Source organism: Rhizobium sp. CB2179 (assembly GCF_057653455.1).
Genome location: NZ_JBYGKR010000002.1, coordinates 47,366 through 63,228 on the forward strand (window position 1 = coordinate 47,366; position 15,863 = coordinate 63,228).

14 protein-coding genes and 2 pseudogenes are annotated in these 15,863 nt (G+C 60.9%); 7 read left to right on the forward strand and 9 right to left on the reverse strand.

The genetic code is table 11. The features are described from left to right. Genes eutB through doeB form a run of 4 tightly spaced genes read left to right on the forward strand, consistent with a single transcriptional unit; the run spans position 1 to position 4,220 of the window. Positions 1 to 1,002, forward strand: a complete 1,002-nt coding sequence (eutB, locus tag AC244Q_RS24300; RefSeq protein WP_128407812.1) for a hydroxyectoine utilization dehydratase EutB — start codon at positions 1 to 3, stop codon at positions 1,000 to 1,002. Beyond that, positions 999 to 1,991: an ectoine utilization protein EutC gene (eutC, locus tag AC244Q_RS24305; protein ID WP_128407811.1), complete on the forward strand. Its 993-nt coding sequence runs from the start codon at positions 999 to 1,001 to the stop codon at positions 1,989 to 1,991. Before eutB ends, eutC begins: the two co-directional genes overlap by 4 nt. 32 nt (positions 1,992 to 2,023) lie before the next feature. Then, the gene (gene doeA / locus AC244Q_RS24310; RefSeq protein ID WP_128407810.1) at positions 2,024 to 3,205 is read left to right on the forward strand and encodes an ectoine hydrolase DoeA; all 1,182 of its coding nucleotides are present in this window, start codon (positions 2,024 to 2,026) and stop codon (positions 3,203 to 3,205) included. Positions 3,206 to 3,212: 7 nt separating this feature from the next. Then, positions 3,213 to 4,220 carry a N(2)-acetyl-L-2,4-diaminobutanoate deacetylase DoeB gene (doeB, locus tag AC244Q_RS24315; protein ID WP_113545675.1) on the forward strand — a complete coding sequence of 336 codons (1,008 nt, stop codon included), beginning with the start codon at positions 3,213 to 3,215 and terminating at the stop codon, positions 4,218 to 4,220. A 143-nt stretch (positions 4,221 to 4,363) separates the two neighbouring features. On the opposite strand, the gene AC244Q_RS24320 is transcribed toward doeB, so the two are convergent. Then, positions 4,364 to 6,181, reverse strand: coding sequence for a methyl-accepting chemotaxis protein (locus tag AC244Q_RS24320; RefSeq protein WP_113545674.1), 1,818 nt, complete (start codon positions 6,179 to 6,181; stop codon positions 4,364 to 4,366). A gap of 203 nt (positions 6,182 to 6,384) precedes the next feature. Here AC244Q_RS24320 and AC244Q_RS24325 point away from each other — a divergent pair, with 203 nt between their 5' ends. Together AC244Q_RS24325 and AC244Q_RS24330 are read left to right on the forward strand one after the other, a co-directional pair. Further along, the gene (locus AC244Q_RS24325) at positions 6,385 to 6,633 is read left to right on the forward strand and encodes a type II toxin-antitoxin system VapB family antitoxin (protein WP_113545673.1); all 249 of its coding nucleotides are present in this window, start codon (positions 6,385 to 6,387) and stop codon (positions 6,631 to 6,633) included. Continuing rightward, positions 6,630 to 7,029, forward strand: a pseudogene (locus tag AC244Q_RS24330) (PIN domain-containing protein). The gene AC244Q_RS24325 and the pseudogene AC244Q_RS24330 overlap by 4 nt, the downstream one beginning before the upstream one ends. 12 nt (positions 7,030 to 7,041) lie before the next feature. Here the strand turns inward: AC244Q_RS24330 and AC244Q_RS24335 are convergent. The 8 genes and pseudogenes from AC244Q_RS24335 to AC244Q_RS24370 form a co-directional block, all read right to left on the reverse strand. Then, on the reverse strand, positions 7,042 to 7,290 hold the full coding sequence (locus tag AC244Q_RS24335) for a hypothetical protein (protein ID WP_017996251.1): 249 nt from the start codon (positions 7,288 to 7,290) through the stop codon (positions 7,042 to 7,044). A gap of 253 nt (positions 7,291 to 7,543) precedes the next feature. Continuing rightward, on the reverse strand, positions 7,544 to 8,617 hold the full coding sequence (locus tag AC244Q_RS24340) for a DUF5666 domain-containing protein (protein ID WP_128407809.1): 1,074 nt from the start codon (positions 8,615 to 8,617) through the stop codon (positions 7,544 to 7,546). Continuing rightward, positions 8,614 to 9,507 (reverse strand): DUF6502 family protein, encoded by an 894-nt coding sequence (locus AC244Q_RS24345; RefSeq protein ID WP_113545671.1) that lies wholly within the window; start codon positions 9,505 to 9,507, stop codon positions 8,614 to 8,616. Before AC244Q_RS24345 ends, AC244Q_RS24340 begins: the two co-directional genes overlap by 4 nt. 155 nt (positions 9,508 to 9,662) lie before the next feature. Next, positions 9,663 to 10,037 (reverse strand): DnaT-like ssDNA-binding protein, encoded by a 375-nt coding sequence (locus tag AC244Q_RS24350; RefSeq protein ID WP_113545670.1) that lies wholly within the window; start codon positions 10,035 to 10,037, stop codon positions 9,663 to 9,665. 11 nt (positions 10,038 to 10,048) lie between these two features. Then, complete coding sequence (locus AC244Q_RS24355) at positions 10,049 to 11,095, reverse strand: flagellar hook-associated family protein (RefSeq protein ID WP_128407808.1); 1,047 nt, start codon at positions 11,093 to 11,095, stop codon at positions 10,049 to 10,051. A gap of 2 nt (positions 11,096 to 11,097) precedes the next feature. Beyond that, positions 11,098 to 12,558 (reverse strand): flagellar hook-associated protein FlgK, encoded by a 1,461-nt coding sequence (gene flgK, locus AC244Q_RS24360; RefSeq protein ID WP_128407807.1) that lies wholly within the window; start codon positions 12,556 to 12,558, stop codon positions 11,098 to 11,100. Between the two features lie 12 nt (positions 12,559 to 12,570). Next, a complete protein-coding gene (locus AC244Q_RS24365; protein WP_012755566.1) occupies positions 12,571 to 13,863 on the reverse strand; it encodes a flagellar hook protein FlgE in 1,293 nt (430 codons plus the stop codon). A gap of 319 nt (positions 13,864 to 14,182) precedes the next feature. Continuing rightward, a pseudogene (locus AC244Q_RS24370) lies at positions 14,183 to 15,028 on the reverse strand (EF-hand domain-containing protein). 164 nt (positions 15,029 to 15,192) lie between these two features. Between AC244Q_RS24370 and AC244Q_RS24375 the strand changes: the two are divergent. After that, positions 15,193 to 15,840 (forward strand): TetR/AcrR family transcriptional regulator, encoded by a 648-nt coding sequence (locus AC244Q_RS24375; RefSeq protein WP_003550211.1) that lies wholly within the window; start codon positions 15,193 to 15,195, stop codon positions 15,838 to 15,840. Positions 15,841 to 15,863 lie beyond the last annotated feature (23 nt).

A 15,863-nucleotide genomic window follows, 5' to 3' on the forward strand; every position in this document is an offset into this window, starting at 1 on the left:
ATGGTGAGCACCTTGCCCGTTTCGCTGGAGGATATCCACGCCGCGGCCCGCCGGATTGCCGGCCGCGTGCTCTGTACATCGATGGTGCAGTCCGCTTCACTTGGCGAATTGGCCGGCGCGCCTGTCCATCTCAAGCTCGAACATCATCAGACGACCGGCAGTTTCAAGCTGCGCGGAGCGACCAACGCGGTGCTTTCTTTGTCGCCGGCGGAGCGCTCGCGCGGCTTCGTCGCGGCCTCGACCGGAAATCACGGCCGTGCACTTGCCTATGCGGCAAAGGCGGAAGGTGCCGTCGCGACCATCTGCATGTCGCGGCTGGTGCCGGAGAACAAGGTTTCGGAAATCCGCCGCCTCGGTGCCGATGTCCGTATCATCGGAAGGTCGCAAGACGAAGCGCAGCAGGAGGTCGACCGGCTGGTGCGCGAGGAGGGGCTGGTGATGGTCCCGCCCTTCGATGATCCTGATGTCGTGGCCGGGCAGGGAACGCTGGGGCTCGAAATCATCGACGTCTTGCCGGAGACGGCAATCGTGCTGGTGCCGCTCTCGGGCGGCGGCCTTGCGGCGGGAGTTGCTGCTGCGGTCAAAGGCATCAGTCCGACGACCAAAGTGATCGGCCTGACGATGGAGAAGGGTGCCGCGATGAAGGCAAGCCTCGATGCCGGACGGCCGGTGCAGGTCGAGGAGGTATCGACCCTTGCCGACTCGCTCGGCGGCGGCATCGGCCTCGACAATCGCGTGACCTTTGCCATGTGCCGAGACCTTCTCGACGACGTCATCTTGCTGACCGAGGCGGAAATCGCCGTGGGCATGCGCCATGCCTATGCCTGCGAACGCCAGGTCGTCGAAGGCGCTGGCGCGGTCGGCATCGCCGCACTGCTTGCTGGAAAAATCAGGGGCGGAGGTCCCATCGTCGCGATCCTGTCCGGGGCGAATGTCGACATGGAGCAGCACCTTCGGGTGATCAACGGTACACAGCCGCTCTACGGCGAGGAGGGACCATGAGCCGGATGATCATTCTGACGGAAGCAGAATTGAGGAAAGTCATCGGGCTCGACCGAGATACGGTCGCCTGCATCGAGGAGGCTTTCGCAGCGCTTGCGACCAAGGCTGTCGCCATGCCGCCGATCCTGCGGCTCGACATTCCGGAATATCGGGGCGAAGTCGATGTGAAGACGGCCTATGTGCCTGGCATCGAGGGCTTCGCGATCAAGATCAGCCCCGGTTTCTTCGACAACCCCCAGATCGGCCTGCCGAGTACCAACGGCATGATGGTGCTGCTGTCGAGCCGAACCGGACTGGTACAGGCGCTGCTGCTGGACAACGGCTATCTCACCGACGTGCGCACGGCAGCAGCCGGCGCCGTCGCGGCGAAACATCTGTCGCGGGAAAATGCGTCCGTGGCCGCGATCTTCGGCGCCGGCATGCAGGCCCGGCTGCAGCTCGAGGCGCTGACGCTGGTCCGGCCGATCCGCGAAGCGAGGATATGGGCGCGCGATGCCGCCAAGGCGCAAAGCGTGGCAGAGGAATTGGCCGGAAAGCTCGGGTTTCCTGTCACCGCGACACCGGACGCCCGAGGCGCAATGACCGGCGCCGACCTTATCGTCACCACCACGCCTTCCGAAATCCCGATCATCGAGGTCGGATGGTTGGAGCCCGGACAGCATCTGACGGCCATGGGCTCGGATGCGGAGCACAAGAACGAGATCGATCCGGCCGCCGTTGCGGGTGCCGACGTCTATGTCGCCGACAGCTTGAAGCAGACGCGGCGTCTCGGCGAGTTGCATCACGCAATCGACGCTGGCCTGGTCACGGCCGACGCGGTCTTTGCAGAGCTCGGCCAGATCGTTGCCGGCCTGACGCCGGGACGGACGCGCAACGACCAGATCACCATCGCGGACCTGACCGGGACCGGCATCCAGGACACCGCCATCGCCACCCTCGCCTTTGCCCGCGCCGGTGCGGCAAATGCCGGGGCCACGTTCGAAAGCTGACCGGCGCGGCGCCGGAAATGAAGGGAAGAAACATGACCCAGCCCAATCTCAAATTCTCGCTCGGCGAATATGCCGCGCGGTTGGAAAAGACACGGCGTGCCATGGAGGCGAAGGGCGTAGACCTGCTGATCGTCAGCGACCCGTCGAACATGGCCTGGTTGACCGGCTATGACGGCTGGTCCTTCTACGTGCACCAGGCGGTGATCGTGCCGCCGCAAGGCGAACCGATCTGGTTCGGCCGCGGCCAGGATGCCAATGGCGCCAAGTTCACCGCCTATCTGAAGCACGACAATATCGTCGGTTATCCCGATCACTATGTGCAATCGACCGAGCGCCACCCCATGGACTACCTCTCGGGCATCCTGACCGAGCGCGGCTTCGGCAAGCTGACGATCGGCGTCGAGATGGACAATTACTGGTTTTCGGCAGCCGCCTTTGCGGCGCTGCAGAAGCATCTGCCGAATGCGCGCTTCGTCGACGCGACCGCCCTCGTCAACTGGCAGCGAGCGGTCAAGAGCGAGACCGAGATCGGCTATATGCGCAATGCCGCCCGCATCGTCGAGGCGATGCATGCCCGCATCTTCGACAAGATCGAGGTCGGCATGCGCAAGTGCGATCTGGTCGCGGAAATCTATGATGCCGGCACCCGCGGCGTCGACGGCATCGGCGGCGATTATCCGGCGATCGTGCCGCTGCTGCCGTCCGGCGTCGAAGCATCCGCACCGCACCTGACCTGGGACGACCGACGGCTGAAGAAGGGCGAGGGCACCTTCTTCGAGATCGCCGGCTGCTACAACCGCTATCATCTGCCGCTGTCGCGCACCGTCTTCCTCGGCAAGCCGACGCAGGCCTTTCTCGATGCCGAAAAGGCGACGCTGGAGGGCATGGAAGCCGGTCTTGCGGTCGCCAGACCTGGCAATACCTGCGAGGATATCGCCAACGCCTTCTTCGCGGTGCTGAAGAAATACGGCATCGTCAAGGATAACCGCACCGGTTACCCGATCGGCCTTTCCTATCCGCCGGACTGGGGCGAGCGCACCATGAGCCTGCGGCCGGGCGACCGGACGGAGCTGAAGCCCGGTATGACCTTCCATTTCATGACCGGCCTCTGGCTCGACGACATGGGTTTCGAAACGACCGAGAGCATCCTCATCACCGACAGCGGTGTCGAGTGCTTCGCCAACGTGCCGCGCAGGCTGATGGTCAAGGATTGAGGCTGTCATGACAGAGATTGGCTTGCGCCCGTCGCCGATCAGCGCGACGGTCAATTTCGCCGCCGAAGGCGTCCAGCACGGCTTCTTGCGCCTGCCTTACAGCCGCGACGATTCCGCCTGGGGATCGGTGATGGTGCCGATAACCGTCATCCGGAACGGCAAGGGGCCAACGGCCCTTCTGACCGGCGGCAATCACGGCGACGAGTATGAAGGACCGATCGCGCTCTTCGATCTTGCCCGCTCGCTGACGGCCGAAGAGGTGAATGGCACCATCATCATCGTGCCGGCGATGAATTATCCGGCATTCCTGGTGGGAACCAGAACCTCGCCAATCGACAGGGGCAACATGAACCGCAGCTTCCCGGGCCGGCCGGACGGCACGGTGACCGAGAAGATCGCCGACTATTTCCAACGTGTGCTTCTGCCGATGACGGATGTCGTTCTCGACTTCCATTCCGGCGGCAAGACGCTCGATTTTCTGCCGTTTTGCGCAGCCCACATCCTACCGAACAAGCAACAGCAGGAAAAAGCTTTCGAACTCGTGACGGCCTTTGCTGCTCCCTATTCGATGAAGATGCTGGAGATCGATGCGGTCGGCATGTACGACACCGCGGCGGAGGACATGGGCAAGATCTTCATCACCACGGAACTGGGCGGTGGCGGCACCGCCACGGCCAAAAGTGCGGCGATTGCCAAACGCGGCACCATGAACGTGCTGCGCCACGCAGGGATCGTCGCGGGCGCCGTCGATGGCGGTCCGACGACCTGGCTCGACATGCCGGACGGCCGCTGCTTCTCCTTCGCGGAAGAGGGCGGGCTGATCGAACCGGTCATTGATCTCGGTGAAGCCGTCACTGACGATGCGGTGATCGCTCGCATCTATCCGACCGGGCGGACCGGGGTGGCCCCCCGCGAGATCCGCGCCGGCATGAGCGGCATTCTCTGCGCCCGGCATTTCCCGGGGTTGGTTAAATCAGGCGATTGCGTTGCCGTCGTGGCGATTGTTGACGACTAGAACAGGATGATTTTAGGCCCGGTCGGCCTAAAATCTGAATCCTGTTCTAAATTAAATAGTTGGAGCATGATGTCGTCCGAAAACCGCCCGCACTTTCGGCATCATGCTCTAAGGTAAACAGAATGAGTTTCGACGATCACACGTCAAGCCGCTTTCTGCGGTCTTGACCCGCTGGCGGCCGCGTCGATCTGAAAGCGGTTTACGACCCCTTCCAACGTCTGCGTTTGGCTGCCAAGCGCCCGGCAGGCCGAGGCGGTTTCGACGGCCATGGCTGCGTTGCGTTGCGTTACCTGATCGAGAGCGTTGACGGAGGCGTTGATCTCGCCGATCGCCACCGCCTGCTCGGCGGACACCGAAACGATGCGGGCGATCAACCCGGCGACCTGCTCGACCTGCCCCTCGATTTCCAGCAGCGCTTTTCCGGTGCGGTTGACAAGCTGCACCCCGCTGGAGACCTGAGACGAGGAAGTGGAAATCAGTCCTCTGATCTCCTTGGCGGCGTTCGCCGAGCGCAAAGCGAGTTCGCGCACTTCCTGCGCCACCACGGCGAAACCCTTGCCCGCTTCGCCCGCACGAGCGGCTTCAACCCCAGCATTGAGCGCCAGAAGATTGGTTTGGAAGGCGATTTCATCGATGACATTGACGATGTCGCCGATCTGGGAGGACGAACCTTCGATCCTTTCCATGGCGGCGATGGCTTCGCGAACGACGGCTGCCGAATGTTCGGCGCTGGTGCGGGTCTCGGCCATCATGCCGGTTGCCTTGCCGGCATGAGCGGAAGCGTCTTTCGCCTTGGTATTCATCTCATCGAGCGCGGCTGTGGCCTCTTCGAGCATTGCGGCTTGCTGTTCGGTGCGCGACGCAAGACTGTCGGCTGCATCGGTGATGCCGGCCGAGGAACTACCGACTTGCTTGGAGGTCTGGGCGATCTCCGCCATCGAAGCGCAAAGCGCGTCCATACTGTCGTTGAACTTAGCGCGCAAAGTCTCGTAGGCGGCGGCGAACGGTGTCGTGATCCGGCAATCGAGATTGCCGGTCGACAGTTGTTCCAATCCGTATGTCAGCCGATCGATCACCGTTTCGCGGATCTGCTCCTCGGCTGCTCTTTCGGCCAGCTGGCTGCGTTCACGCTCGAATTCCGCATCGCGAAGTGCGGTCTCACGCTTCTGTGCGTCCTGCCGCTCAAGTGCGTTGCGGCGGAATACCGCGACGGCCTTTGACATGGCGCCGATCTCGTCGGACCGGTTGGCATAGGGAACTTCGGTCGAAAAATCGCCTTCGGCAAGGTTGCCCATATAGGCCTTCATGCCATCGAGCGGCACGATTGCGCGGCGACGCAGGAGATAGAGACCCACCAGCAACAGCCCGAACGAACCGAGACCTGCAGCACCCGCATAGATCGTCCAGGTGACGATCTCCGAGGCTGCATTGCGCTCCTCGCCCTTCAGGAAGGCGTCGGAATTGGCAACGAGTTTCTCGACCGCATCCTGGTGCGAATGAAAGGCGACGCGCAGTTTCTCGATCGCACCATGCGCCTTGTCTTCATCCTTGGCATTCAGGGCCGGGATGATCTCACGGTTCATCACCCCCCAGAATGCGTCGCCTTTGGCGATGACATCGTTTTCAAGCTCGTCCTTCAACGCCTGCGGCAGCCGGGTGGTTTTCCAATAGGCGCGGCGGTCGTCGTAAGCGGCCTTGAGATTTGCGATCTTGGCAAGATTGGTTTCTGTGAGCTCTGGAAATTTGCTCGCCTCGAAGGACAGCATGTAGGATTCCACCACAAACAGTGGCGGCGGCAGAATATCGGCGATCAAATCCTTGCCGTAGACGACCTGTTCGTACACCGGCCCGTTGACTTTCAGCCGTTCAAGCGCCGATTGCTGTAACCCAATCGACATGAAAAGGCCGGCCGAAACAGCGACACCGAACGCGACCAGACTGCGAGCAATGGTAAATGCCAAGACTGTCTCCAAATAACTTTTGGCCTCTCTGCTTCGAGACGCCTGATCGACGTGTCACATTATTTCGGAAGAACACTGAAATATGGTTAATTCCCTTGAACTCGAAACAAAATCAGGACCGGGAATACTTGTAGTATCCAGCCATCGGTTGCCATCTTGATGGCCGGTGGAGTGATGCTACATGCAGATGAAAAGAAACCGACATGGCCGAACCTCAACTTTCCGTGCGCAGTGCGAAGGCACGCGATCTTGCACATCGGCTTGCTCGGCGCGAAAATCGCTCAATAGCTGACATTGTTGAGCGGGCTCTCGAATTCTATGAAATACGGGAAGCCGGCCGCGAGGCGGCCACGACCTTCTATGCTCGTCTTCTGCAGCAAAGTGGCACGGACATCGACCTTGAATCAGCTATCAAAGAGGACAGGCAGGCGCACAAGGGCATCGAACTTTGATCTTTCTCGATACCAACGTCATATCGGAAACCCTAAAAAAGTCGCCCGGCGAGGCCGTGATCGCATGGCTGGTCCGTCATGATGCAGAATTGGCACTACCGACGGTGACAATTGCGGAAATAGCTTTTGGTATCCAGAAGATCCGACCCGATCAGCGAGCTTCGCGGAGCGGATTTTCGGTCTGATCGAAGAGGCAGCTCTTGCTTATGGCGACATCAGGGCCTGCTGCCCGTCGAGGGCGTGGAATGTCGGCTCCCGGATGGCATGATAGCCGCTATTGCGGGGGTTAATGGCGGTCGGCTTGCGACGCGAAACCTAGGGGACTTTGCGACCACAGGTCTTGAATTGATCTCACCATGGCATTTTGAATTCCCGAAACATGCTTGGCGCTCGTAGCTGAGAGGCCTTTCAAGCCAAGCGCATGAGCTTTTCGTTCAGGCTGCCGATCTCGCGCAGAAGCTCGACCAATCTGTCCGTGTTTTCCTGGCTGAGCCGGCCCGTTCCGCCGCTGCTGTTCCAAAGATCTTGAAATTCCTGGCTCATGGTGCGTGCGCTGCTCATAATTTCGATGATTTGAGCGCGGTTTTCCCAGGTTGCAACGATGGTCGGTTCGTCCATCTCCACCGACATGTCTGGTTCGCGTTCCAGCAAAAACAATTCCTGATTCCTCTTGGGCGATGACGGTTTGGTTCGGATGGCGCCATCCAGCCTACAGGATGGGCCATTCCTGCGATGACTCAAGAACATGGTTTGACAGTCTCGGAACGATTGAAAATCAAACGATTGGCTAGCGGGTGTGGGGCGGACACGTTAGCCAATCGGCAAACCCTTCCTGGAATCACCCGGAGTAGAATTCGCATGAACAATAAATGGGAAAATTTCCCATTTGTCAATGCCGATGACAGCGTTTTCAGTGCGGACCCGGCCCCGGGGGCGGCGGCCCAGGAGGCGGGCCGTCCTGCGGTGGCGCCCCGCCTCTATCCGGAGCAGGAAAATCTCGGTCCGGCCCGCCTCTGCCGAAGGGCGAACGATCGGGAGGCGGTCGATCCGAAGGGCCACCTGGACGTCGCGAACCGAAGTCGTCCGGAATGCGCCCGTCGGGAAAGCCGGTCATTCTGCTTGAGTCCCGCACGCCGACATCGACGAAGCCATGACCATCAGGAGATGGCGGCGTCGAGCCGAAAGGCGCGGAGCCTCTGGGTCCCGCGCCCGGCCTGTCCTTATCCGTCGCCCGGAAGGTCTCGACGTTGACGATGCCTTGTTTCAAGCCCGGCACCAGGGGTTCAGCCTGAATGCGCGTGATGATCAATCGATCGGCGACGGCCTTGAGGCGCACGAGCGTTTGCTTGCCGGCCAGGTATCCATGCGTGCTTCCAAGCGAAAGGTCGCCGAGCAGGACGCGATTGCTGCTCTTGACGGGGATGCCGCGAACATGGGCGCCTTCGGAAACGGAGCGGGGCTCGATGCGCCGGGCAATGATCGTACCGTCAGGTTTGCGGATGCCGAACACGGCGACCCGCTTGCCCTTGCGCAGGCCCTTCGTGGAGACACCCGTCGTGTCGATCGTCTGCCCCAGTATGGTAATGCCGGTCTTGTCTATCCGGTCGATGCGGCCCTGGACTTCGCTGGCGATGGTGATGCGGGCGGCAAGCTTGCCCGTCAGCAGCACCCGGGCGACATGACCGACCTTCATCGCGCTCGCGCGAACGCGCCGGCCGTCGATTTCGATCGGTGTCGTCGCACTGAACGGGATGTGGATGTTGTTGACGATGATGCTTCCAAAGCCCTGGATGGTTCCGACGATGCCCGTTCCACCGATGCCGTGATCTTCGTTCTCCCCGCCGCCCTGGATGGAAAGTCCGGATCCGCCGATGCCATGATCGCTGGTGCCCGTCGGCTGCGCGGCGGCAATCTTGGGCCCGAGAACCTGAAGCGCTATTCCGGCCAGCAGAAATTGTCTTCTCGAGATCGCCGACGGGGTCATTCGTCCGTCTCCGTCTTGGATGCGGCGTCTGCCTGAAGATCGGCCTCGCTCTCCTCGGTCATGACATAGAGCCCGGCGATCCAGCGGCTGTGGCCGCCGGGGTCGTCCTTGATGGCCTGATGGGCGATCTTGTTGAGTTTCAGGAGCAGCGCCATTCCTTCTGCGCGCGCGATCTCGTCGAGCCGGGCCGCCAGAACGGGCGACATCCCGTCATAATGGACGGCGCGTTCGAAGTTGGGAGGAGGCTCGTTCATCAGGTTCATGACCGACGCCTGCACATGGTCACGGAGGTTGCGCGTAAAATAATGCCGGCGGGCTTCGTCACCGGCATTGGGGACGATCGATGAAAGGTCGAGCTGGATCCAGCCGTTCTGATCGACAACGACGATGCCTTTATCCAGCCAGTCGTCCAGGATGGAGCGGGGGTGGACGTCCTTGGTGATGTCGCTCACCAGGCTCTCGAATGACGGACCGCCGTCGGTGGAGGTCCGGGGCAGGGCGCTCGGCCGATCCTCCGCATCGCAATAAAACGGATCGGCAAGCCATCTGGCGAGAATGCGGCTCGTCTGCGAAACGCCGGTGGTCAGGAAGGATGCCGCAAGCACCTGTCCGCGCAGCCGGTTGACGTCCTTGCGGTGAATGCCGGTCAGAAGCGAGATGCGGCTATCCGTCTGGTTCTTGTTCGGCAGCGCAAATTCCTTCTCTGCGACCTCGATATAGAGGCGGCGAAGAACGGTCGAAAACGAGATGAAGTTGAAGCCGGAGGCGAGTGCGAGCTTGACCAGCGGGCGAAGCACGCGGATCAGCATGGCCTGCAAGGTCTCTTCGGAGAAGGGTAGCTTCGCGCGCGGCTTCGACATCAAGAACACACTCGGTCTCTGAAAGACCATTGCCGGCAGACCTTCGGCAATTGTCCTCAGTCTCCCCTATGGGAAAGTCCAGACTGCCGCAACGGACAAGCCATATGCAAGACCGGCCTGTGCCATGCTTCCTGGCGGCGCGGCCGTGATCGCGCCGCCATTGGGAAGATATTTTGCGCACTCTGTCAATGCGTTACCGGATGCGGCTCGGGTGACAGCACTGCGCCATGGCTCCAGTCGATCAGCCGGTCGATGCGCGCAATCTTGTGGAAAACCTCGAAAACGTCGAATGACGTGCCTTGCTCGATGTGGGCTGCCAGTAGCTCGCAAAGCTGAAATATTTCAGGGGGCGTACCCGTCATCTCGACGCCGTCGTCCGTGAAGACACCCGATCGCGGCCATGCCCGCGTCTGTTGCTCGTCGAGTTTGCTGCCGACGAAGGGGATCGTATCGATGATGCCGGAGGCAAGCGCGAAGGCCGCCTCCGCCACGATTTCGGAACACGTCGTGTTGGGCTCCTTCGTTAGAGCCGGTATCTGCAACTGCTTGAATTCCCGCATTTTTCAATCCGTCAGAGATAGTTGACCAGGCTCAGGCCCTGGAGTTTCGAAACGAGCGTGTAGGCCGTTTCCAATTGCGTCTGCAGCTGGTTGACGAGCGTCGAGGCCTCATAGGTATCCACGCCCTGGAGATCGACGAGGTTTCCCTGAAGCAGAGTAGATTGAGCGTCGAGCGCATCATTTGCTTTTTCGAGCCGTTCCTGCGCGAGGCCGAGTTCGCTTTGCTGCGTCACGATCCCGGAGGTCGCCTGCGCCGCATAGACGATTGCCTTGGATGCGACGGTGCTCTGCGCGTCGGAGCTGAGATCCTGGCCGAAGAGGGCGGAGACGACGACGGAGGCGAGCGCGAGATAGCGCATACCTTCGGAATTGGCGTTGGTCGACGAGGTGATGGTTTCCGATCCGCTGATCCGGCTCGTCATGTCGGTGCTGGAAGCGGTCGACCAGCCGTCGGAAGTGTCCGTCCAGGCGCTCTCGGAGAACATCGGCTCGACCGTGTCCGTGATGAAGCTGCCAATTTCCTCGCCTGTCAACTCGTTGACGTCTTTTCCGAGACCGGTTGCATAATCGTTCAGCGCCGAAACGATCGTATCCGAGACCGCCGAGGATTGATCGCTCAGAGGCTGGCTGTCGAGGTTCGTCCCGCCGAACAGGAATTCGCCATTGACCGACGTGTTTGCCGTCGAGACCAACTGCGAAATCGTGGCGCCCGCCGTCTGCAGGGCAACGGCGATGCTTGTCGTATCCTGGCTCGCCTGGAGCGCGGTCAGGTTCGAGACCAGGCTGTCGCCGGCATCCTTGAGGCTCGAAAGGGCGGTTTGCGATGCGTCCATCCGCAACTCGACGACGGCATTGCTCGTCTTGAACGAGGCAGCCTGGGCGATAGCGCTGGTGAGATTGATCGACTTTGCAGCGCCGTTGCCGAGGGATACGCCGATATCGGCGTAAGTTCCCGTCGTTGCTTCCGTCGAGGCCTGCTGCAGCTTGTTTTGGGACTGGCTGATGGTGAGCCGCAAAACATTCTGCATCGCCGATGATGAGACAAATGATGCTTTCATGACTAGCTCGCTATGTCGAGGAGCGACTGGAACATCTCGTCGATGACGTTCAGGATCTTCGTCGCCGCTTTGTAGGATTGTTCGATGTCGAGAAGCAGCGTCAGTTCCTCGTCGAGGTTGACGCCGGTTTCGTTGGAATAGGCCTCGTCGGAGCGTGACAAGGCCGCAGCCGTTGTTTCGGAGGCCGACGTGGCATCGCTTCGATATTGTTCGAGCCAGCCGATGGAGGCGCTGGCGTAGTCCGTCAGGCTTTGTGACGTGGAGAGACCGGCGTCGGAAGAGAACGAGCGCTGTTCCGTCAGCGCCTGATACAGGGCGTCGAGATTGTCCGAGAAGCCGCTGTCTCCCGCGGTGTTGAGATCGGTGATGCCGCTGATGGAGCCATCGCGCAGCTTTGTCGCATCACCGCCCTCGCTCGTGACGACGGCTAGATTGACCGAGATGGTGGAGGCGATCCCTATCGTATCGTCGGAAGCAGCAGGTGTTGCCCCGGTTGCGCCCGACGCCGTCGTCCACACGAAAAGTCCCGGCGCGCTCGTGCTGCCGTCGGTTTCCGAGAAGATCTGGACGAGCGATTTGGCGATCTCGTCGAATTGGGCCTGGAATGTCGGGGCGATCTCGTCGCGAAGCTGCAGCAGCGCCTGCAGGCTGCCCGAGGCACTCGTCGTCGATCCCTCGCCAGCGTCGAGCGCAACACCGTCGATATAGATGGAATTGCCTTCCGTTCCGGCAACGTAGGTTGCCGTCGGAGCGAACGTGACGGTGCGGGGAATGGTCTCGAACAGCACGGTGCCATCAGAGGTATAGAGCGCCATATCGTTATTGTCGCGCACGGTTGAGGTGACGCCGACGATCGAGGAGATCTGCTTCAGCAGCTTTTCACGCTCGTCGAGCGCCGAGGATGTATCGGTGCCGGTCGATGTGGCCAGCTTGACCGCATTGTTGGCCGCCTCGAACTGCGACAGCAGTGTATTCAGGGTGGAGACCTGAGTGGCGATCTCCGCATCCGCCTCGGTTCTGATCGACTGGACGCCGTCGCTTGCGGTATTCAACGAATTGGCAAGATCCTGCGCGGCGGTCACGGCCGATTGCGCGGCGGTGGTGCTGCTCGGGGATGTGGAGAACGTCTGGAGCGCCTGCTGGAATGCCGTGAGATAGGTACTCGGCGAGGTCTCGTAGTCATTGCCGCCCACCAGCGACTTCAGGCTTTCGAGGCCGGTTACCAGCGTCTGCTGGGCGCTGTCCTTGGCATTCGTTTGCAGATACTGGGCAAGCAGCGCCGTTTCCTGCGCCCGGCTGATGCTGACGACCTGAGCGCCGGAAAGAGACGTCGTAACCGACGCCTCCCGTCTCACATAGTCGGAATTTGCGACATTGGCGATATTCGTCGAGACGACGCTGCTTTGCTGGCCCGTATTGTTGAAAATACTTTGCACGCTGTTCAAGGCGGAGGTGAGCGACATGCCGGAGCCCTCTTATCGTTTCAGATTGACGAGGACATCCATGATATCGGAGCCGGTCTGAAACACCTTGGAATTGGCGGTATAGCTGCGCTGCGCCTCGATCATCTCCGTCAGTTCGCCGGCGAGATCGACGTTCGAGCTTTCGAGAGCGCCGGACTGGATGGAGCCGAGCCCGTTCGTCTGCGGGAAGCCGGTGACCGTGACGCCGGACAATCCGTTGGCACTGTAGACGTTGCCGCTGAGCAGCGTCAGATTGTCGGGGCTGGCAACCGTCGCGAGAGGGATCTGATAGAGAGCCTTTGTCGCGCCGTTCGCATAGGAGACCGACACCACGCCGTCCGTACCGATAGACACCGAACTCACGGCACTTGCGGCCTGGCCGTCTGCTGAGCCCGTTGCCGAGAAGTCGGAGGAAAGCTGGGTGAAGTCGGAATAATCCATGGTGATCGTCTTGGCCGTCACCGGATCGACGATGTCGGTGTCGGTTGCCGAGGTCAGCTGGCCATCGGCGTCGAAGGAGAGCGTGGCAACGCTCACGGCATCGGAAGAGTAGGGAAAGGACGTCGTGCTGCCGGTGGATGCATCGGCATTGCGGTAAACGGCAACCTCCCAGGTGCTGCCGGTGACCGCGCCGCTCGCGTCCGTCGTGACGCCGGTCTTGGTGAAGTAATAGTCGTACTGGACGGTGCCGCCGAGGCTGTCATAGGCAACCAGCGACATCTTCTGCGTGTCGTCGGTGACGCTTGCCGTGTTGGCGCTCGGCAGCGTCGTCGTATCCGTGACGACGGTCGCTTCGGAGTTCAGGTTGCCGCTGAAATAAGCGCTGCTCGAAGCGACGGCGCTCAAGCCCGATTGGGATACGTTGACCGGTACCAGGCCGTCGAAGCCGTTGACGACCACCGCCGGCACGCCGGAGTCATAGGAATATCCCATCAGCGTGAAACCGGCGCCGTTGACGAGATTGCCGTCGCTGTCGACCGAGAAGTCGCCGGCCCGGGTAAGCACAGGCGTGCCGTCGGCGCTTTCCACGATGAAGAATCCGTCTCCCGAGATCGCCAGGTCGTAGGCCGACGTCGTATAGGAAATGTCGCCTTGCTGAGAAATCGCCTGGCGCACTGAGGTCTGAACGCCGCCTGAATTATAATTGCCCGAGGAAGACGGCAGAACCAATGACGAAAAGGAGGTGGAAACGGCTTTGTAGCCGGTGGTGTTCGCGTTGGCGATATTGTCGGAAACCGTGCTCAGCCGGTTTGCCTGGGCGCTCATGCCGGAGACGGCGGTTTTCATGCTTCCAAAAATGCTCATGGCTCGATCCTTTAAGGTTTGGGAACATGCCATGTGACGAGGGGCTTCCAGGGCCCGGATTGCGGGCACACGACATCGCTGGCGCCGGGCAAGGCCGACACCGGTCGATGATCTGATTGTCTGGACTGACCCCGTGATGGCGATAGGCGCTTCGGCTCATCCGCGCGCTAGTATTGTGCGCCTGTGGCGGCGCACCAACGTTTCAGCATTTCAGGAGCGGCCCGGCTGAAGGCTCTGCCAGCTCCACTGCCGGGCCGCTTTCAGATCGTCTCATTGCAGTTTCTCCAGCAACTGCAATGGCGACGCTCCGTATCCGCCGTCAGCCCGCGGACTGAACGGACAATGAACCGGTGTCGGATGTGTCGAGCAGATCGAAGAGCTGGCTCGCCTAGCTTTCGGTGACGTCCTCGGGCTTGCCTGCCATGAACTCGTCCCATGTCACGAGCCCGTCTCCATTCGTATCGAGATCGGAGAGCAGGGATTGAGACTGGTCGTCTTCTGCGGGCGGCGGCGGTCCTTCGGAACGTTGCGACTGCTCGGCCGACATGGCCTCGGTCAGCGCATCGACCGACAGCGAACCCGCTCCTTCGCTGTCGAAGCTGTCGAAAAGCGTGCCGGCCTGGTCTTCCGTCACATCGGACGGCCGGCCTGCGACGAACTCGTCCTTACTGATGGAGCCGTCGCCATCGGTATCGAGATCGGAGAGCAGGGATGCAAGATCGCCGCCGCCGGGGCGTTGCGACTGCTGAGCGGACATGGCCTCGGCGAGCGCATCGACCGACAGCGAGCCAGTGCTTTCGCTGTCGAAGCTGTCGAAAAGCGTGTTGGCCTGGTCCTCCGTCACGTCGGACGGTCGGGCCGCGGCGAACTCGGCCTTACTCACGTAGCCGTCGCCATCGCTGTCCAATTGGGCAACGTCCATGCCTTCGCCCCCATCCTCGTCCTCGCCGGAGGCCGACTGATCCGAGAAGCGGTTCATCGACAGTGTCATCAGTTGGGACAGGAGTTTGTCGGCGCTGCTGGACGTGTCTTCATCGAGCTGCCCGCTTTTGGTTGCTTTTGCCGACGAAACCGTATTAGAGGATAGGATCTCCTCGGACGCGGATGTCGGGTACTTGCTATAGGAATAGGAAGAGACTGATGTTGCAGCGGAAATGGTCGTCATAAGCGCTCCATCGCTAGGAGGGTGAGGATGCAACGCATTACAGAACTGATAAGTTCTCTAAATCGAAATCACTAATGCCACAACCGAAAAAATTGCCCCTCAGAAATCGTAGTCTACGTTCTCAGGTCGTCGGCACGCGTTTCGGCAGGGTGGTCTAGACCGTCATGGATATTATCGACGAACCTGCGGACGAGCCGCGCAAACGCGGTCGACCGAAAGTTTCCAGCGACGAGGATAAGCGGGCGCATATCGTCGAAGTCGCCGGCCGCGTTTTCGTCAAATACGGTTATGCCGGAAGCACGACCGCGATCGTCGCCTCCGAGGCAGGCGTTTCGAAGCAGACGCTCTATAAGCTGTTTCAGAGCAAGGAAGAGTTGTTTGCCGCCGTGGTCGGCGCGCATCGACGTCTGATGCTTGATCTGCCCAGGCCTGCCGAAGATATCTCGATTGCCGCGAGCCTCGAGCGCATTTTCATGATCGATATGGATGAGGACAAGGATGCGGATCGCACCGGCTTCCTGCAGCTCGTCTTTCGCGAAGCGGCGCAATTTCCCGAACTTGTCGATATCCTGCAGCGCGAAGGCATGCTTGCCAGCCGGCAGCATCTCGCCGACTGGCTGAGCGAACGCCGGTCGGAAGGCAGGTTGACGCTGGACGATACGGCGAGCGGAGCCCGGATGCTGATGGATATGATCCTCGGCGGCATGGGTCCGCCGGAAGGGCGCGCGCAGGCCTGGCCCGACCGGGCTCAACTGTTTGCCCATCTTCGCCGCTGCATTGCCATCTTTGCCGCAGGCGTCGGCGCCACCTAAAGCGCTCAGATTCGCTCCTCGCG